Origin of the sequence: Paenirhizobium cremeum (assembly GCF_047553425.1) — a bacterium.
Classification (GTDB): Bacteria; Pseudomonadota; Alphaproteobacteria; order Rhizobiales; family Rhizobiaceae; genus Allorhizobium; species Allorhizobium cremeum.
On sequence record NZ_CP180217.1, the window covers coordinates 3,980,563 to 3,998,774 of the forward strand.

15 protein-coding genes are annotated in these 18,212 nt (G+C 62.3%); 1 reads left to right on the forward strand and 14 read right to left on the reverse strand.

Annotated elements, in window-relative coordinates:
- Positions 1–161 precede the first annotated feature (161 nt).
- The 4 genes from ACLBKR_RS19170 to ACLBKR_RS19185 all read right to left on the reverse strand — a co-directional run bounded on the left by ACLBKR_RS19170 (position 162) and on the right by ACLBKR_RS19185 (position 5,462).
- Positions 162–2,459, reverse strand: coding sequence for a PBP1A family penicillin-binding protein (locus tag ACLBKR_RS19170; protein WP_113486584.1), 2,298 nt, complete (start codon positions 2,457–2,459; stop codon positions 162–164).
- 199 nt (positions 2,460–2,658) lie between these two features.
- Complete coding sequence (locus tag ACLBKR_RS19175; RefSeq protein WP_112829921.1) at positions 2,659–3,117, reverse strand: YbaK/EbsC family protein; 459 nt, start codon at positions 3,115–3,117, stop codon at positions 2,659–2,661.
- Between the two features lie 435 nt (positions 3,118–3,552).
- Positions 3,553–4,944, reverse strand: coding sequence for a M20/M25/M40 family metallo-hydrolase (locus ACLBKR_RS19180; protein ID WP_113486582.1), 1,392 nt, complete (start codon positions 4,942–4,944; stop codon positions 3,553–3,555).
- An 80-nt stretch (positions 4,945–5,024) separates the two neighbouring features.
- Positions 5,025–5,462, reverse strand: coding sequence for a MarR family transcriptional regulator (locus ACLBKR_RS19185; protein ID WP_113486580.1), 438 nt, complete (start codon positions 5,460–5,462; stop codon positions 5,025–5,027).
- Between the two features lie 396 nt (positions 5,463–5,858).
- On the opposite strand from ACLBKR_RS19185, the gene polA reads away from it, so the two are divergent.
- Positions 5,859–8,852 carry a DNA polymerase I gene (polA, locus tag ACLBKR_RS19190; protein ID WP_113486612.1) on the forward strand — a complete coding sequence of 998 codons (2,994 nt, stop codon included), beginning with the start codon at positions 5,859–5,861 and terminating at the stop codon, positions 8,850–8,852.
- Positions 8,853–8,892: 40 nt separating this feature from the next.
- Here polA and phnN read toward each other — a convergent pair whose 3' ends face one another.
- The 10 genes from phnN to phnK all read right to left on the reverse strand — a co-directional run bounded on the left by phnN (position 8,893) and on the right by phnK (position 18,125).
- Complete coding sequence (gene phnN / locus ACLBKR_RS19195) at positions 8,893–9,495, reverse strand: phosphonate metabolism protein/1,5-bisphosphokinase (PRPP-forming) PhnN (protein ID WP_414900033.1); 603 nt, start codon at positions 9,493–9,495, stop codon at positions 8,893–8,895.
- Positions 9,495–10,634 (reverse strand): alpha-D-ribose 1-methylphosphonate 5-triphosphate diphosphatase, encoded by a 1,140-nt coding sequence (locus ACLBKR_RS19200; protein WP_113447084.1) that lies wholly within the window; start codon positions 10,632–10,634, stop codon positions 9,495–9,497. The genes phnN and ACLBKR_RS19200 overlap by 1 nt, the downstream gene beginning before the upstream one ends.
- Positions 10,635–10,655: 21 nt before the next feature.
- Positions 10,656–11,345, reverse strand: a complete 690-nt coding sequence (locus ACLBKR_RS19205; RefSeq protein ID WP_113447134.1) for a DUF1045 domain-containing protein — start codon at positions 11,343–11,345, stop codon at positions 10,656–10,658.
- A 129-nt stretch (positions 11,346–11,474) separates the two neighbouring features.
- Entirely contained in the window at positions 11,475–12,974 is a 1,500-nt protein-coding gene (gene phnE, locus ACLBKR_RS19210; protein ID WP_113447083.1) for a phosphonate ABC transporter, permease protein PhnE, read from the reverse strand.
- 10 nt (positions 12,975–12,984) lie between these two features.
- On the reverse strand, positions 12,985–13,947 hold the full coding sequence (gene phnE / locus ACLBKR_RS19215; RefSeq protein ID WP_113447082.1) for a phosphonate ABC transporter, permease protein PhnE: 963 nt from the start codon (positions 13,945–13,947) through the stop codon (positions 12,985–12,987).
- 96 nt (positions 13,948–14,043) lie between these two features.
- Complete coding sequence (gene phnD / locus ACLBKR_RS19220) at positions 14,044–14,952, reverse strand: phosphonate ABC transporter substrate-binding protein (RefSeq protein WP_112830011.1); 909 nt, start codon at positions 14,950–14,952, stop codon at positions 14,044–14,046.
- Positions 14,953–15,031: 79 nt separating this feature from the next.
- The gene (gene phnC, locus ACLBKR_RS19225) at positions 15,032–15,889 is read right to left on the reverse strand and encodes a phosphonate ABC transporter ATP-binding protein (protein WP_112829915.1); all 858 of its coding nucleotides are present in this window, start codon (positions 15,887–15,889) and stop codon (positions 15,032–15,034) included.
- A gap of 123 nt (positions 15,890–16,012) precedes the next feature.
- Positions 16,013–16,630: a DapH/DapD/GlmU-related protein gene (locus ACLBKR_RS19230; protein ID WP_113447081.1), complete on the reverse strand. Its 618-nt coding sequence runs from the start codon at positions 16,628–16,630 to the stop codon at positions 16,013–16,015.
- Complete coding sequence (gene phnL / locus ACLBKR_RS19235; protein WP_113447080.1) at positions 16,627–17,334, reverse strand: phosphonate C-P lyase system protein PhnL; 708 nt, start codon at positions 17,332–17,334, stop codon at positions 16,627–16,629. Before phnL ends, ACLBKR_RS19230 begins: the two co-directional genes overlap by 4 nt.
- 14 nt (positions 17,335–17,348) lie before the next feature.
- Complete coding sequence (phnK, locus tag ACLBKR_RS19240) at positions 17,349–18,125, reverse strand: phosphonate C-P lyase system protein PhnK (protein WP_112829912.1); 777 nt, start codon at positions 18,123–18,125, stop codon at positions 17,349–17,351.
- Positions 18,126–18,212 lie beyond the last annotated feature (87 nt).

The window sequence follows — 18,212 nt, forward strand, 5'->3', positions numbered from 1 at the left end:
AGTAAAAAGAACAGATTGGCAGAGCATGCGATCCGCCGTTTGCAGCCAGACGAAGGCCGGTTCGTTATCGCAGGGATAGCATCCGAGCCTTGCGCCGGGCATGCCTTTCGGCAGATGGCGATGAGCGCACCGGAATGCAAGACCGGCCGCCGCTCTCCATGTCACTGCCCCATGATGATGTCGAGAAGCGTTGTGCGGCGCCGGCCTGCGGGCACGGGCCCGCCCACCTCTCCGGGCGGCACGGGACCTTCCAGGATCGCGCCATCCGGGGGCCCCTGCGGAATGTCTTCCGGCGGAAACGGCGCCATCTCGCCGGGTGGCAAAGGTGCCGCAAGCCCGACGTCTCCCGCCGGCTGCTGCTGCGGCTGGGCCGGATAGCGTTCCTCGCCGCCGCCGGAAAAGACGTCGGAAATGATCGTGCCGATGGTCGTTTGCGGCTCCTGTTCGATGGTGGGTTCGACATAGGTGCCGCCATTGAGCGGCGCCGGCGTCAGCCCGGTATGGGCCGTCGTCATGAAGTCGTGCCACGCCTGCGCCGGCAGGCCGCCGCCAGTCACCTTCTTCATCGAGGTGCCGTCGTCATTGCCGAACCAGACGCCTGTAGTGAGATTGCTGGTATAGCCGACGAACAAAGCGTCACGGAAAGACTGGGTGGTCCCTGTCTTGCCTGCCGCCTCCCAGCCCTTGATCCTGGCCTTCCGGCCTGTGCCGTTGTCGATCACGCCCTTCATCATCCGGTTCATCACCGACACCACCCCCTCGCTCAGGACGCGGGGGGGATCGGCATAATCGTTTTCGTAAACTACCTTTCCGTCGGGCGTCGATATGCGGCGGACGATATGCGGCGTGGCCTTGTAGCCGCCATTCATGAACGGCGCATAGGCGGCTGTCAGCTCCAGAAGCGATACCTCCGACGTCCCGAGCGCGATCGAGGCGTTGGATTGCAGCTCCGATTCGATGCCGAGGCGATGGGCGAGCTTGATGACATGATCGGGACCGACCTCCATAACCAGCTGCGCGGCGATGGTATTGAGCGATTCGGCAAGCGCGCCGGCAAGCGTCACCGGCCCGCGATATTTTTCATCGTAGTTTTCCGGGGTCCAGTTGCCGATCCGGATCGGCGCATCGTTTCGCACCGAATCGGGTCTCAGGCCCATCTCCATGGCGGCCGCATAGACGAAGGGCTTGAAGGCCGAGCCCGGCTGGCGCTTGGCCTTGACGGCCCGGTTGAACTGGCTTTCGGCATAGTCCTTGCCGCCGACAAGGGCCCGGATGGCGCCGGTGCCGTCAATCGACACGAGGGCGGCCTGGGAGACGTTCAGTTTCTTTCCCTCAGCGTCGATAGTCTCGGAAATCGCCGCTTCGGCTTTCTTCTCGAGCGTCATGTCGATGGTGGTCTCGACCACGAGGTCTTCCTTGACTTCTCCGACAAGCGACTTGACCTCATCGACAACCATGTCGGCGACATATTGCCCGGCGTCGCTCCAGTAGCGCTTGGCCTGGGTGGGCGACTGCGTCATCGCCGTCTTCACTTCGTCGTCGGTGATGAACCCCTCTTCGCGCATGGCGCCGAGCACCAGCTGGGCGCGGGCTTCCGCGGCCGCCGGATCACGGGCGGGGGAAAGGCGGGAAGGGGCCTTGAGCAGACCGGCAAGCAGCGCCGCTTCGCCGAGGTTAACGTCGCGCGCCGACTTGTTGAAATAGCGCCGCGAGGCCGCCTCCACGCCATAGGCGTTTGAACCGAAATAGACCCGGTTCAGATACATTGCGAGGATCTGGTCCTTGGTGAACTTATGCTCGAGCCAGAAGGACAGTAGAACCTCCTGCACCTTTCGTTCCAGCGTTCTTTCAGGCGAAAGGAACATGTTCTTGGCGAGCTGCTGGGTCAGCGTCGAACCGCCCTGCACCATGCGGCCCGAAACGAGATTGGTGGCGATGGCGCGCGCAAGGCCGAGTGGATCGATGCCGTAATGGGAATAGAAACGTCGGTCCTCGATGGCGATGACGGCCTGAGGTATGAAGGGCGACATGTCCTCGAGCGCCAACGCCTCGCCCCCGGTCGCGCCGCGATTGGCAATCACCGTGCCCTCGACGGAGACGATCTTGATGTTCGGCGGACGCTCGGGGATCGACCAGGAACTCGCGCTCGGCATGCGTGCGCCGTAGTAGAACACGATGCCGGCGACCCCGATCGCGCCCCAGATGCCGAGCACGATGCACCAGTAAACCATCCGGCTGATGAACCCGGTCAGTCCGCCACCGCTCGAACGCTGTTTTTCCTTGCGTCTGCCCCGGGGGTCGCGCGGCGATGCTTCGGCCCTGCTCGCGGGAGCCTTCGTGCGCTTGCCGCCTCTTGCACCGATCCGGTCGCCAGCGTCGATGCGAATCTCGCTCTCGTCCTCGTCGCTTCCTCCGAAGCTGGGTTCGACACGTTCGCGGGATTTGCCTTTGCTTGCCATCGGCGGCGATCTTGCTCCAGAACCTTTTGCGCCCTCGATGCTCGATCTTGCCGAGCCCGTTCCGCGCGGTGAATGACAGCCGCATGACAAGCGGAAGATGCGACTGAAGCACTGAACATTAATTGAGGCGATTTAAAGGGGGGTTAAGATGCGGTAAACGCCTGTATCCACACCCGGAATGCAACTGCTGCGCCGCCCGTTACTGGCAGAGGTCGGCCCACTCCGCATCCGTCAGTTCCGCCAGCCGTCCGGGCGCGATCCGCACCGCCGAATTGGTGGCGCCGGCGGCGGGCACGACTTCATCGAAGGGCTTGAGCGAGATATCGCAGTAGATCTTGAGGTCGGACGGCAGGCCGAAAGGGCAGACGCCGCCAACCGGATGGCTTGTCGCCTCGACCACTTCCTCGGCGCCGAGCATGCGTGGCTTGACCCCGAAGCGATCCTTGAATTTGCGGTTGTCGAGACGCTTCGTGCCGGCTGCAACGACAAGCACGACCTCTTCGCCGATCCTTAGGCAGATCGTCTTGGCGATCTGGTCGGGCTCGACGCCATGGGCCTCGGCTGCAAGCGCGACCGTCGCGGAACTCGCTTCCGTGACGATGACGGAGATGTCGGGGGCATTTTCGGAAAAGAAGGTGCGGACGGATTCGAGGCTCATGGCATCATCTAAACGGATCGGCGGAAGCCGGGCAAGGGCAAATGCTGTCGGGATCGGCCGGCCCCCGGGGGGGGACGCCTTTCCAGCCAGAGGGCTGCGCTGCCGGACTTGAAGATGCAGGAAAGGCCACCCATATGGAGATCAACCAGTGCAGCGGCGCCTTCAAATGGCTGCCGCAACATTTCGGGGCAAAGGGATCAGCGGCGTTAAGCTGCTGTTAAGCACTTCGCGCGATCCTCTTTGTCGAAGGGTGATGTGAATGGCCACAGGGCCGTGATCGCACACTTGGAAATGCGCATTGCCCGTTTCCGCCCCTGACCACGGATGTACTGGCAGGGGCGTTGAAACGGGAGACGAAAGGTCGGGCTTGCCCGGCCTTTTTGTTTTTTGGCTCATCCGCGCGCCGAAAGGCGGCGCGCGGGTCCCTCTCTTGCCTCAGCCTGCGGCGAGAGCATCCAGAATGCGGATCCATGAGCGGATGCCTTTGTGGAAGGACTGCAGTTCGTACTTCTCGTTTGGCGAATGGATGCGGTCGTCGGTCAGTCCGAAGCCGACCAGCAACGAATCCATGCCGAGCATCTTCTGGAAGTCACCGACGATCGGGATCGAGCCGCCCATGCCGATGACGACGGCGGGTTTCGGCCATTCCTCGGAAAGTGCATTCTTCGCCTTGGTCAGCACCGGAGAGTCGTAGGAGAGCTGGATGGCCGGGGAGCCGCCATGCGGGTGGAACTCGACCGAGCAGTCCGCCGGAAGCTTCGAGCGCACATAGGCATGAAAGCTCTCGCGGATCTTCGCCGGATCCTGATCGCCGACGAGGCGGAAGGAAACCTTCGCGGAGGCCTGTGCCGCAATGACGGTCTTGAAACCCTCGCCGGTATAGCCGCCGGTAATCCCGTTGACCTCCGCGGTCGGCCGCGCCCAAGTGAGTTCGAGCACGGAGCGGCCCTTTTCTCCAGAGGGAACTGAGAGGCCGACCTCGCCGAGAAAGCTCTCCGCCGTCCGGCCGAGCGTCTCCCAGGAGGCCTTGATGTTAGCCGGCGTCTCCTCGACGCCTTCGTAGAAACCGGGAAGCGTGATGCGACCGGTCTCGTCATGCAGGCCCGCGAGAATGTCGACCAGAATATGGATCGGGTTTGCCGCAGCGCCACCGAAGAGACCGGAATGCAGGTCGCGGTCGGCGGCCTTGATGACGATTTCCTCGCCAACGAGCCCGCGCAGGGCGGCCGCGATCGCCGGCGTTTCCCGGTCCCACATGCCGGTGTCACAAACGAGGGCGAAATCGGCCTTCAATTCCTTCTCGTTTGCGGTGAGGAAGGGTTTGAGCGATGGAGAACCCGATTCTTCTTCACCTTCGAACAGGATGGTGATGTTGATCGGCAGACTGCCATGCACGTCCTTGTAGGCGCGGCATGCCTCGACGAAGGTCATGAGCTGGCCCTTGTCGTCGGCGGTGCCGCGGCCGGTAATGACCTTGCGGCCGGGCTCGATCTCCTTGATCGCCGGGGCGAAGGGGTCGTTTTCCCAGAGGTTCAGTGGATCGACCGGCTGCACGTCGTAATGGCCGTAGAACAGGGCATGCGGCGCACCGGCGCTTGCGGCGGGATGGTGGGCGACCACCATCGGATGGCCGGGCGTGTCGCGCACCGAGGCCGTAAAGCCGATCGAAACGAGATCCGCCACCAGCCATTCCGCAGCATTGCGGCATTCGGCCTTGTAGGCGGGGTCGGTGGAGATCGAACGAATTTTCACGAGATCGAAAAGGCGGTCCAGGCTCTGCGGAAGTGCCTTGTCGGCGCTGGCGAGAACGGCTGAAATATCGGTCATGGCATAGATCCTGCGCGGTTCAAATCGGCGGGACGATAGATCAAAGGCGCGCCGGTTTCGACCCCGCGGAAACGGATATTTTAAGGTTCGAGCTTGCGGGCGGTGTCGATGGCCCAGCGGATATATTCCAGCATCAGTTCCTTTTCGAACCGGCGGAAGCCCACAAAAAGCGCTTCGTCCGCTTCGCTTGCCGCATCAAGCGCTTCCTTCCTGAGACCACGCGCCTTGTCCGTCAGGAAGATCAGTTGGGCCCGTCTGTCCTGCGGATGCGGCCTGCGCTCGATCAGGCCGTCCCGCTCCATCCTGGCGAGCGTGTTGGCCATCGTCGCCTGTTCGACGTCGACCCGATCGAGGAGCTGCCTCTGGGTGAGACCTTCCTCGTTCCAGAGTTCGAGAAGAATGGGGAACTGGCCGGCGGAAAAACCGAGCTTCGTCGCCCGGCTCTGCAGGGCGCGGGCGAAACCGCGGGCAAGCTGAGCGGTGAGGTAGGTGGCAGAATCTGAACGATCGAAAGCCATAACGAATCGATAGGCGCGTTTTGCCGTCCCCTCAAGATAAATCGCAGGCGATCTATGCGTTCGGCCGATGTTTTCGGGTGATGCAGGGGCGTTCGAAAAGGGGCTAAAACGAAGAGGCCGCCGTGGCTGGAGGCGGATGCCACGGCGGCTTCTTCAAAAGAGGGACAAAGGCCCGGAGAGGGGGGATAAGGCCTTTGTCCAAGTCTGAAGCGGCGGGGGACGGGCCTCTTTCAGACTGCGGCGTGATCAGGCGCCGGTGACTATGAAATGAGAGGCCGATTGTGGTTTTTCAAGGGAAGACGTGATTACAATTTCGTAACGTTTCCGTGTTTGCCGCTTGCCGGCGTTACAGAACTTTATATGGACGCACTGGCCGCCCCGCGCTATCCATGCCCCATGAAAAAAGGCGATCATCTCTTCCTCATCGACGGCTCGGGTTTCATCTTCCGGGCGTTCCACGCATTGCCGCCGCTGACCCGCAAGTCGGATGGTCTGCCGGTCGGCGCTGTCTCGGGTTTCTGCAACATGCTGTGGAAGCTTCTGACCGATGCGCGCGATACAAGCGTTGGTGTGACGCCAACCCATCTGGCGGTCATTTTCGACTATTCATCGAAGACGTTCCGCAAGGAGCTCTACCCGGAATACAAGGCAAACCGTCAGGCTCCGCCGGAAGAACTGGTCCCCCAGTTCGGCCTTATCCGCGAGGCGACCCGCGCCTTCAACCTGCCCTGCATCGAGACCGAAGGTTTCGAGGCCGACGACATCATCGCAACTTATGCCCGCGCGGCCGAGGCGATCGGTGCCGACGTCACCATCGTTTCCTCCGACAAGGACCTGATGCAACTCGTTACGCCGAACGTCCACATGTACGACAGCATGAAGGACAAACAGATCGGCATCCCCGATGTCATTGAGAAATGGGGCGTGCCGCCGGAAAAGATGATCGACCTGCAGGCGCTGACCGGCGATTCGACCGACAACGTGCCGGGCATTCCGGGCATCGGCCCGAAGACGGCGGCGCAATTGCTGGAGGAATTCGGCGATCTGGATACGCTTCTCGCCCGCGCTGAGGAAATCAAGCAGGTCAAGCGCCGTGAGAATATCGTCGCCAATGCCGACCGTGCTCGCCTTTCGCGTCAACTGGTGACGCTGAAGACCGACGTGCCGCTCGAACTGCCGCTCGATGCGCTGGTGCTCGAAAAGCAGGACGGGCCGAAGCTGATCGGCTTCCTGAAGGCGATGGAATTCACCACGCTCACCCGCCGCGTCGCCGAAGCCTGCGACTGCGATGCCGGCGCGATCGAGGCCGCGGTTGTGAAGGTCGAGCGGGGCGAGACTGCTCATGGTCCGGACGTCGATAAGCGGGAACCAGCGGTGTCAGGCGAAGCTGGTGCCGTCGCATCGTCTTCCGTAGCGACTCCGACGACTGTTGCCGCCTCTGCGGGAGATCCGACCCCCGCCGATCTTGCCGCCGCTCGTGCCGCTGCCTTTGCCGCACAGAAGATCGACCACTCCGCCTATGAAACGATCCGCGATCTGGCGACGCTGGAGCGCTGGATTGCCGCCGCCGGCGAAACCGGCCTTGTCGCCTTCGACACGGAAACCACGTCGCTCGACCCGATGCAGGCTGAATTCGTCGGCTTCTCGCTGGCGATCGCCGATAACACCCGTGCTCCCGGTTCGACCGATATCCGCGCGGCTTACGTGCCTCTCGGCCACCGGACCGGCGGGGAGGATCTGTTCAGCGACGGGCTGAAGCTTGCCGAAGGCCAGATCCCGATGCCGGACGCGCTTGCCGCCCTGAAAAGGCTGCTGGAGGATCCCTCCATTCTCAAGGTCGCGCAGAACCTCAAATACGATTACCTGCTGATGAAGCGCTACGGCATCGTGATCGAAGGTTTCGACGACACCATGCTCATTTCCTACGTGCTCGACGCCGGCAAGTCGAACCACGGGATGGATGGGCTTTCGGAACGTTGGCTCGGCCACACGCCGATTGCCTACAAGGACGTTGCCGGCAGCGGCAAGTCATCGGTGACCTTCGATCGCGTGGCGATCGACAAGGCGACGGCCTACGCGGCTGAGGATGCCGATGTCACGCTTCGGCTCTGGATGGTACTGAAACCACGTCTCGTCGCAGAAAAGCTGACGCGCATCTACGAGCGGCTGGAGCGGCCGCTGGTGCCGGTTCTCGCTCGCATGGAGGAACGCGGCATCACCATCGACCGGCAGATCCTGTCGCGTCTCTCGGGCGAACTCGCCCAGAAGGCGGCCGCTTTCGAAGACGAGATCTACGAACTCGCCGGTGAACGTTTCAACATCGGCTCGCCCAAGCAGCTCGGCGACATCCTGTTCGGCAAGATGGGCCTGCCGGGCGGCTCCAAGACCAAGACCGGCCAGTGGTCCACCTCGGCTCAGGTGCTCGAGGATCTCGCCGCCGAAGGTGCGCCGCTGCCGCGCAAGATCGTCGACTGGCGCCAACTCACCAAGCTGAAATCCACCTACACGGATGCGCTCCCCGGTTACGTCCATCCGGAAACGAAGCGCGTTCACACCAGCTATTCGCTGGCGGCGACGACCACCGGCCGTCTTTCTTCCTCCGAGCCCAACCTGCAGAACATTCCGGTCCGCACGGCCGAGGGCCGCAAGATCAGAACCGCCTTCATTGCCTCGCAGGGACACAAGCTCCTTTCGGCCGATTACAGCCAGATCGAGCTTCGCGTGCTCGCCCATGTCGCGGAGATCCCGCAACTGCGTCAGGCGTTTGCGGATGGCATCGACATTCACGCAATGACGGCTTCCGAAATGTTCGGCGTGCCGGTCGAGGGCATGCCGTCCGAGGTTCGTCGTCGCGCCAAGGCGATCAACTTCGGCATCATCTACGGCATCTCCGCCTTCGGTCTCGCCAATCAGCTCGGCATCGAGCGGTCGGAGGCCGGCGACTACATCAAGAAGTATTTCGAACGCTTCCCCGGCATCCGGGATTACATGGAAAGCACCAAGGCGTTTGCCCGCGAAAACGGCTATGTCGAGACGATCTTCGGCCGCCGTGCCCATTATCCCGAGATCAAGTCGTCCAACCCGTCCATGCGGGCCTTCAACGAACGAGCGGCGATCAACGCTCCGATCCAGGGCTCGGCCGCGGATATCATCCGCCGGGCGATGATTAAGATCGAGCCGGTGCTGGCGGAGGCCGGGCTCAACGAAAAGGTCCGCATGTTGCTGCAGGTGCATGACGAACTCATCTTCGAGGTGGAGGACGAAGCGGTCGAGTCCGCAATGCCGATCATCGTCCAGACCATGGAGCATGCCGCCATGCCGGCGGTTGCGATGCGTGTACCGCTCAAGGTCGATGCCCGCGCCGCGATGAACTGGGATGAGGCCCACTAGCCGGCGGTCGGCCGTACGGTAGTTCGGCAACCGGGTGTATTCAGGATTCGGCGCTGCGCTTCAACACTCCCTCGAGGGTTTCGAGCAGTTGCCGTCCGGCATCGGCGAGGTCGCCGCTGTTGTCGATCGTCACGCAATCGAAGTTCGGCGGGATCTCCAGCGATCCCCGGCTGAGCCGGGCAAGGATATCCTCGTGGGTCTCCCGGCCGCGCTGTTCCAGCCGTTGCGCCAGCACGTCGGGCCGGGCGGTGACATTGATGACGAGCAGCGGTGAGAACGCCAGCGCGAAACGGTCGAGTACCGAGCGCGAGCCGTTGGCGACGACCAGATGGCCGAGCGCCAGCTTCTCGTGGACGGCCGCCGGAATGCCGTAACTCAGGCCATGGGCATCCCAGTCCACCGCGAAGGCGCCCTTTTCCCTGAGGGTGTCGAATTCGTCGGCCGACACATCCTTGTGTGCCTCGCCACCGGCGTCCGCCGGCCGGGTAATCACCCGCTGAACGAAATGCACGTCCGCGCGGCCGGCGAAATGGTCCATGGCGATCTGGATGAGGCTGTCCTTGCCGGCGCCGCTCGGCCCCACCACGACAACCATGGTGCCGGTGGCTGCATTGGGGTGAAGCGCTGCGGTGCGTCCGTCCATCACGCGACCCTGTTTCCCTCGCGCCAGACCGAACGCACCACGGGCACATCCTTCTGGCGACGTACCCGAACCAGATCGGCGCGCAAGCCGGGCGCGATCCGGCCTCGGTCGTCAAGACCCACGGTGCGTGCGGGTGTCGACGTTACCATGGCGATCGCCTGGGGCAGCGAGATGTCCTCGAAATCGTCGGCCAGCACGAAAGGCGCATGCAGCAGGCTGAGCGGCACGTAGTCCGACGACAGCACATCGAGCACGCCGCGGGCGGCGAGGTCGCGTGCCGCGATATTGCCGGAATGCGATTTGCCGCGCACGATATTCGGCGCCCCCATCAGAACGCTCATGCCCGCCTTGTGCGAGGCCTCGGCGGCATCGAAGCTGGTCGGGAATTCGGCGAGCTTCACCCCGTGGCCCTTGGCTTCCTCCACATGCGCGAGCGTGGCGTCGTCATGGCTTGCGACGGTAATGCCCCGTTCGGCGCAGATCCTGGCCAAGGCATCGCGATGAGGCCTTGAATACTTGGTCGAAAGCGCAAGCCGCTTCTCGACGAAACGGGCGAAGGCTTCGTCGGAGAGCCCGCGTTTGGTTTTGTAGTAAAGCGTGTACTGTTCCATCGTCTGGAACTGGCGCTGGCCCGGCGAATGGTCCATCAGCGAGACGAGCCGCACATGCGGGTCATTCTCGAAATCGGCGAAGTGGTCGAGCACGTTGTCCGAGGCGACCTCGCAGCGCAGGTGGATGAGATGGGTGGCGCGCAGCCGGTCTTCCCTTTCGGCGGCCTGAATGGCGTCGGCCATCTCGCGCATTTCGCCATGTTCGAAGCCGCCATCCTCGTCCGCCCCCATGCGAAGGCAGTCGAAGACGGTGGTGATGCCGGAAGTGACGACCTGCGCATCATGCGCCTGGATCGCCGATGTCTTGTTCCAACGCACGCCCGGGCGGGGCGAATAGTGCGATTCCAGATGGTCAGTGTGAAGTTCGACGAGGCCGGCAATCAGATAGTCGCCACCGAAGTCTTCGCCCATTCGGATCGATCCCTCCGAAATATCGGCGATATGTCCGTTGCGGATCAGGACGGAGCCGGAGACGATCTGGTCTTCCAGGACGATGAGGGCATTGCTGAGAACGGTTTCGGCGGACATTTTCCAAGGCTTTCAAAAGGGTCAGGCGGCCGCGAGCGGCTGCCAGTCGTGGACGATGAAGGGCGCGCCGCGTTCGGGTTCCATGAAGAGGGCGAGCCCGGAGATGCGCAAGGGGCGCCGGATGAAATCGGAAAAGCGGAGCTCCAGCACCGCGTTCATGGCCTGGGCCTGTTCTTCAGGGACCGGGCCGGTCAACGTCATGTGGAAGCGGAACTCCTCCATGACATAGGGATAGCCCCAGCGCGTCAAATAGGCGCGCTGGGCCTCGTTCAGCCGCTCCGGTCGCCGCCGCGCGATGTCGGCCTCACCAAGCGGTGCGCGAAATTCATCGAACGTTTCGACGACCGAGGCGGCAAAGGCCTGTAGCGGCGGGTGAAGCTCTGCCGGCACGAGTGCGAAAAAGGGACCGATGCGGGCTATCGTCGTTGACGGAATGTCGAAGGCTGCATTCGTCGCGCAGAAGTCTCTGAAACGTTCGATCAGCGCCCTCTCACTGACGCCGTCCGCAAGCGCGAAAGGAGCCTTGAGCGTGGCGTGGAAGCCGTAGCGACGAGGGTCCGCAGTAAGTTCCGCGCGTTCTTCCTGCGAAAAGTCTCCGACCGGCTGTAAAGCGCCGTCAATGCCGCTGAAAGCGTTGCGCCCGAGCCAGTCCGCCGCTGCAAGCGTCAACGGGTGATCGGCTTCCGGAGTGAAATAGACGGCATAGCGCAAGAGAGCATTCCTCGGATCGACGGACGGGCCGCCACCATGGGCTGCTTCGCCGTCCAAAGGCAAGATCGGCTGGCTAGCCGATCCGCGTGACAGTTTGATGATGCCGAACCCCGTTCGGCAGAATTTCATTCAGCGTTTCGTCCCCATCAGCCGCGAGCGCAGAGCGTTTGAAATGGAATCGAAGATGAAGACGACGAGCAGGATCAGCAGCACCATGTAGGCCACGTTCTCCCAGTCGGAATTTGTCCGCATCGCTTCCCAGAGCTTCAGGCCGATGCCGCCTGCGCCGACGGCGCCGATGATGGTTGCCGAGCGCGTGTTCGATTCCCAGAAATAGAGTGCCTGCGATGCGAAAACCGGCAGCACCTGCGGCAGGATGCCGAAGCGATGCACCGCGACCGGCGCCGCTCCCACCGACTTGACGCCCTCACGCTGCTTGTCGTCGATGTTCTCCAGCGCTTCCGAATAGAGTTTGCCGAGTGTGCCGGTATCTGTGAAGAAAATCGCGGAAATGCCGGCGAGCGGTCCGGGGCCGAAGGCGCGGGTGAAGAACAGCGCCCAGATGAACATGTCGACCGACCGCTGGAAATCGAAGAAACGTTTGGTGGCCTGGTTCAGCACGCCGTTTCTGGTGATGTTGCGCGCCGCGATGAAGGAGAGCGGGAAGGCAACGACCATGGCGAAGAGCGTGCCGACGAAAGCCATGACAATCGTCTGCAGAAGTTTGGTCCAGACGTCCAGATGCTGCCAGGACGGGTTGTAGAGGATGTCGTTGATCGCGAGCGACAGATTGCTGCGCGACGGGTCGAGCCGTTCGCCGGACGCAATCAGGCTGGCAACTTCGCTGAACGATTTGCCGAAGAAAGCGGAATTCGTGTCGAAGATGAAGTTCGCCCAGCCGAGGAAACGCTTGTGGATTTTGACCACGTCGTCCCGGATTTCGGCCCATCCGGAAAACCCGAAGGCAAGCACGATCTTCTCGCCGGGCGCTCGCTGGCTCGCCCATGTCGGCAGGGGGGCGTCGGCAATGACGCCACCTTCTGCCCGAAGCGTGGCCGAAAGGGTCTCGCCTCCGCGAACGACCTCGACGCGTTCCGGCGTCACTTCGATCCGGTCGGTCGAATTCATCTTAACGGTTGCCCGGGTCACGACTTCTTCGGTGCGGGTTTCGCTACGGGCGGCGTTGCCGTCCTGACCGTTGCCGGTCGCAGCGTTCGGCGCGAGGAAGGAGAAGGAGGATGTCGGTTTGGCAATGGTCGGCTGTTCTGCCGCCGGAACCTCGATCCTGCGGGTCACCATCTTGCGTTCGGCAACCAGCCAGTCCGGGTTCGGATTGGGGCCGATCGGGTCGAAACGCGGGTAGGAAATCTTCATGTGGCCGTCGGCTTCGACTTCGATGTCCGGGCGGATTTCATAGGAAACCCAGTCGGCGAGATAGGTTCCGGCAATGCCCCAGTTGGCGGTTGCAAGCGTCTGACCAATGGCGAAGAACCACCAGCAGAAGATGAAATAGACAGCGACGCCGGCGCCGATGATCGGGAAGCGAAAACGCATCCAGAAGCTCGGTCTGAGCAGGTTGCCGTGACGGGCGGCTATGGCGTCCATTTCGGCCGGATTGAGCGTATTCATCGGCGGCTCCTCACACGACGGCCTGGAATGCATGGTCGCCGACCAGTTTGCGGCGCAGCCACGCCGAGAACTGGTCCACGGCGATGATGGTCACGAACAGCAGAAGCACGATCGCCAGCGTCTTGGCCTCGTGCCCGCGGCTGATCGAAAGACGGAGCTGCTCGCCGATGCCGCCGCCGCCGACGGCGCCGATGATGGTCGAGGCGCGCACGTTGATTTCCATGCGCAGCAGGAAATAGCTCACGAAATTCGGCATCACCTGCGGCACCATACCGAACCAGGCGCGCTCCACCCAGTTGGCGCCGACCGCCTTCAGACCCTCGTCGGGCTTCATGTCGGCGTTTTCGATGACCTCGAAGAAAAGCTTGCCGAGCGCGCCGATGGTGTGGATCGAGACCGCGATGATTGCGGGAATGGGGCCGAGAGAAAGGATGGCGAGGAAGAAGCCGGCAAGCACGATTTCCGGAAAGGCGCGCAGGACTTCCATGAAGCGCCGGACGGCTCCGCGCATCAGCGGATTGCGCGTCATGTTCTTGGCGGCGAAGAAGGAAAGCACACCGCCGAAGATGAAACCGATCAGGGTCGACAGGATGGCGATGTTAAGCGTTTCCGCCATCTTGTAGAAATATTCGGGAATGTAGAGCGTATCGGTAACGTAGTAGCGGCCTTCCGTGTAGTCGTATTGGAGACTGCCGTCGTAATAGGGTGAGGGCAGGTCGAACATCGCCCGCCAGATCTCCATCCCGTCCCGCGGCAGAAGATCGCCGACGAAATCGAACAGATGCGGCAACCGGTCGATGAATTTACCCGAATTGGTTTCGTTGGCGAACCAGAGCGAGGCCGCAAGCGCGGCCATGAGCACGACGATGCTGATGGTCGTATAGAGGCGCCGGCCGCGGGCAAGTTCCTGCCAGTGACGCTCGACGATGGCGCCGCGTTCGCTGAGGCCTGACTGCAACAGGGTGGAGTTCATGAAAACCGCCTTTTGAGGCCGCGGGATCGGAAGGATACGTCCAAGTGAAACGCCGCCGGATACAGCCCGTATCCGGCGGCGCACGAAAATGGCTTATCAGCCGCCGATCGTTGCCTTGCGGGCGTCGATGATCGGCTTGTAGAAGTCGACGTTGACTTCGGTGAAGCTCTTGAAGTCACCGCCCTGTACGGCCGAGAAGCAGGCCGGATCGTTGGTCGGCATGTCCATCATGAACTTCTTGAACTTGGCCTTCATGTCGTCGTTCATCGAGGTACGGACAACGACCGGACCGTTCGGGATCAGTGGGGACTTCCAGAGTTCTACGAGGTCGTCCATGTTGAGGACGCCCTTGTCGACCATCTTCCTCAGGTTGCCGGAGGTGTAGCCGTCCTTGAAGTCGCCGACGCCGGAACCGAAGGTCGTGCCGGCATCGAAGGTGCCCTTCAGGACTTCGAGAACGAGGTTTTCGTGGCCGCCGCCGAAGCCGGTCTCGGCAACGAATTCCTTGACCGGCACGCCGCCGAGGGCTTCCGGCAGGGTAACCGTCGGGATCAGGTAGCCGGAAGTCGAGTCCGGATCGGCGAAGCCGAGCTTCTTGCCCTTGATGTCGGTGACCTTGGTCATGCCGGAATCCTTGCGGGCAACCATGATCGAGTAATAGCCCATCGAACCGTCGGTCTGGACCGTGGTCAGGATCGGCTCGACGGCCTTGGGATCGGTGAGGTAGATCTTGGCGAAGCCGGAAGCGCCGAGTTCGGCATAGTCGAGCGTGCCGCCGAGCAGGCCCTGGATGACGCCGTCATAGTCGGCCGCCGGGAACAGCGAAACCTTTTCCACGCCGAGAACGGCGGGAAGCTTGTCGACCATGCACTGGTAGTTGCGCAGGCGGTCGGCTTCGTTTTCGCCACCAAGGATACCGATGCGGAATTCCTTGAGGTCTTCGGCATGAGCCGCGCCGACGAGCGAAACGAGCGCAACGGCGGCAAGAAGGGTCTTCTTCAACATGTTCATCTCCTGTTTTTCCGGGCGTGCGGAAAGCGTTCTGATGGATTGCCCTTCACGCGGGCGAACGATCGTCGCGGTTTCAGGCTTCGGCGACCGCCAAAGTGCCGACACCGGCTGATGGGGTTGCGCTCGCCAGGGGCTTCGCGCTGGCAATGTTGATGCTGGTCGATGTCATGCTTTCGTCGATGCCGGCGCCGTCCCTGTCGGAGCCGTAGATGGCGTGCACGGCTTCGGCCGTCAGTTCGTTCGGCGGTCCGTCGAAAACAACGCGGCCGCGCGCCATGCCGACGATGCGTTCGCAGTAGTTGCGCGCGGTGTCGAGCGTGTGCAGGTTGGTGATGACCGTGATGCCTTCCCGCTCGTTGATGTCCTTCAGCGCATCCATGACGATCTTGGCGTTCAGCGGATCGAGCGAAGCGATCGGCTCGTCGGCGAGCACCATCTTGGGCGACTGCATGAGTGCGCGTGCGATCGCCACGCGCTGCTGCTGGCCGCCGGAAAGCGTGCCGGCCGGCTGTAGCGCCGCCTGTTCGATGCCGAGGCGCTCCAGCGCGGCAATCGCCATGATGCGCTCTTCGCGGGTGAAGATGTTGAGAATGCTGAGCGCCGTCGAACGATGATTGAGCCTGCCGAGCAGTACGTTGGTCAGGACATCGAGACGCGGCACCAGATTGAACTGCTGAAAGATCATCGCGCAGTCGCGCTGCCAGTTGCGCAGACCCTGGCCGCGCAGAGCGGAAACCTCGGTGTCGCCGAAATGGATGGAGCCGGAGGAAGGATCGACCAGCCGGTTGATCATGCGCAACAGGGTCGACTTGCCGGCACCCGAACGCCCGATGACGCCAACCATCTGTCCGGCCGGAATTTCGAGAGTGACGGAATCGACGGCGACATGCTGTCCGAATTGCCGCGTTACGTTTTTCAGGTGAAATCTCATATCCGCTCTTTCGACATCATGTCCTACCGGGTCGGCACTGCTCTAGCGTCCCTTGATGAAGTGCGAATGTCAGTAATATGTAGGAAATATTATAAGTGCTATAATATTGATATTAATAGATAATTACGTGTATTTCGCGACGAATTCGTTCGCCGGAAGGGCGCGGAAGTCGCCAAGCGCAGCAAACAGCCGGTCATGATCCCAGTCCCACCAGGCAAGCTTTTCCATGCCGGCTGCGGTTTGCGCATCGAAACGCTCGCGGATCAGTTTCGCAGGCACGCCGCCGACGATCGTGTAGGGCGCGACATCCTTCGAGACGACGGCTCCAGCGCCGATCACCGCCCCGTTGCCGATGGTCACGCCCGTGAGGACGGTGGCCCCGTGTCCGATCCAGGTATCATGCCCGATGGTCACGACCTTGCTGCGCCTAGCGGCAAAATATTCGGCCTCTTCCGGTTCCTGATCGGCCCAGTAGTCACCCGGTCTATAGGTGAAGTGATGCAGCGTCGCGCGCTCGACGGGATGGTTGGTGGCATTGACGCGCACAAAAGCCGCGATGTTGGAGAACTTGCCGATCTTGGTGTTCCAGAGATGGCCATGCTCCATGATGTAGGAATAGTCGCCGATCTCGCATTCCCGGATGCGGCATAGTTCAGTCACCTTGGTGTAGCGGCCAAGCGTGGTCGCCTCCACCAGAGCCGTCTCGTGGATCATTGGCGTTTCAGACAAGAGGCGGGTCATGCTGCAGCCTTTCGCGGTGAAAACTGGGAAACGTCCAGAATGCGGTCCGCGACGAGTTCGCGCACCTCCTCGTCGTGGAATATGCCGAGCAAGGCAACGCCGTCTTTCTTCTTGGCGCGGATCATCTCGACGACGACGGCACGGTTGGTTGCGTCGAGCGAGGCTGTCGGCTCGTCCAGCAGCAGGACGTTGTGATTGGTGATGAAGCCGCGTGCGATGTTCACGCGCTGCTGCTCGCCGCCGGAAAATGTGGCGGGCGGCAGTTGCCAGTGTTCCTTCGGCAGGTTGAGCCTCGACAGCAGCTCCGCCGCTTTGTCACGCGCTTCCACGGCTGGGACGCCGCGAGCGACGAGCGGTTCGGCGACCACGTCGAGGGTGGAAACGCGGGGGACTGTTCTGAGGAACTGGCTGACATAGCCGAGCGTCGAGCGGCGAACGTCAAGCACCGCGCGCGGATCGGCGGTCGCGATGTCGATGATGCGGCCGAGGTGATCGATCAGGATCTGCCCGGAATCGACGGCATAATTGCCGTAGAGCATCTTCAGGATCGAGCTCTTGCCGATGCCCGACGGGCCGCCGAGCACGACGCATTCGCCGCCGGCAACCGAAAACGAAACATTGGAGACGACCGGCAGCCTGAGGCCGCCGCGCAGATGCATGGTGAAGCTCTTCGAGACTTCGGAAACGACGAGAGGCGTGGCCATGGTTTTTCCTGTTCTCAGACCTGCAGGATCGAGGAGACGAGCAGTTGGGTGTAGGGTTCGCGCGGGTCGTCCAGCACCCGGTCGGTCAGGCCGTGCTCGATCACATGTCCATCCTTCATCACCATCATGCGATGGGAAAGAAGGCGGGCGACGGCGAGGTCATGGGTGACGACGATGGCTGCAAGGCCGAGATCGTTGACGAGACCGCGCACGAGGTCGAGCAGGCGCGCCTGTACGGAAACGTCGAGGCCCCCGGTCGGCTCGTCCATGAAGACCAGCCGCGGGCCGGTCACGAGATTGCGGGCAATCTGCAGGCGCTGGCGCATGCCGCCCGAAAAGGCGCGCGGCTGGTCGTCGATGCGGTCCGTGGAAATTTCAACGCGCTCCAGCCACTCCGACGCCGTCTGGCGAATGCGGCCGTAGTGCCGGTCGCCGACCGCCATCAGCCGCTCGCCGACATTGGCGCCGGCGGACACCGTCATGCGTAGGCCGTCGGCCGGGTTCTGGTGCACGAAGCCCCAGTCGGTGCGCATGAGGAAGCGGCGCTCGGCCTCGTTCATGTGGTAGAGGTCGCGGTATTGGCCGTCGCGCATGTGATATTCAACGCTGCCGGTCGTCGGCATCAGCCGGGTCGAGATGCAGTTGAGCAGGGTGGTTTTGCCCGAACCGGACTCGCCGACGATGGCTAGAACCTCTCCCGGCCAGAGTTCGAAGGCGACATTGCTGCAGCCGATGCGGCTGCCGTAGAATTTCGACAGGTTTCGAACCTTGAGAAGCGGTTGGTCGGTCATTGCGAAACGTTCCTTACATTGTGACGGAAGACCCCCTCTGGGCTGCCGCCCATCTCCCCCACAAGGGGGGAGAACACCGGTGGCGAT

Bases quoted from the DNA above. Each gene is read 5' to 3' on its own strand.
- ACLBKR_RS19175 (WP_112829921.1), bottom strand. From the start codon at position 3,117: ATGAGCCTCGAATCCGTCCGCACCTTCTTTTCCGAAAATGCCCCCGAC.
- ACLBKR_RS19200 (WP_113447084.1), bottom strand. From the start codon at position 10,634: ATGTCCGCCGAAACCGTTCTCAGCAATGCCCTCATCGTCCTGGAAGAC.
- phnN (WP_414900033.1), bottom strand. From the start codon at position 9,495: ATGGACGGACGCACCGCAGCGCTTCACCCCAATGCAGCCACCGGCACC.
- phnD (WP_112830011.1), bottom strand. From the start codon at position 14,952: ATGTTGAAGAAGACCCTTCTTGCCGCCGTTGCGCTCGTTTCGCTCGTC.
- ACLBKR_RS19230 (WP_113447081.1), bottom strand. From the start codon at position 16,630: ATGACCCGCCTCTTGTCTGAAACGCCAATGATCCACGAGACGGCTCTG.
- phnC (WP_112829915.1), bottom strand. From the start codon at position 15,889: ATGAGATTTCACCTGAAAAACGTAACGCGGCAATTCGGACAGCATGTC.
- polA (WP_113486612.1), top strand. From the start codon at position 5,859: ATGAAAAAAGGCGATCATCTCTTCCTCATCGACGGCTCGGGTTTCATC.
- phnK (WP_112829912.1), bottom strand. From the start codon at position 18,125: ATGACCGACCAACCGCTTCTCAAGGTTCGAAACCTGTCGAAATTCTAC.
- phnE (WP_113447083.1), bottom strand. From the start codon at position 12,974: ATGAATACGCTCAATCCGGCCGAAATGGACGCCATAGCCGCCCGTCAC.
- ACLBKR_RS19180 (WP_113486582.1), bottom strand. From the start codon at position 4,944: ATGACCGATATTTCAGCCGTTCTCGCCAGCGCCGACAAGGCACTTCCG.
- phnE (WP_113447082.1), bottom strand. From the start codon at position 13,947: ATGAACTCCACCCTGTTGCAGTCAGGCCTCAGCGAACGCGGCGCCATC.
- phnL (WP_113447080.1), bottom strand. From the start codon at position 17,334: ATGGCCACGCCTCTCGTCGTTTCCGAAGTCTCGAAGAGCTTCACCATG.
- ACLBKR_RS19185 (WP_113486580.1), bottom strand. From the start codon at position 5,462: ATGGCTTTCGATCGTTCAGATTCTGCCACCTACCTCACCGCTCAGCTT.
- ACLBKR_RS19170 (WP_113486584.1), bottom strand. From the start codon at position 2,459: ATGGCAAGCAAAGGCAAATCCCGCGAACGTGTCGAACCCAGCTTCGGA.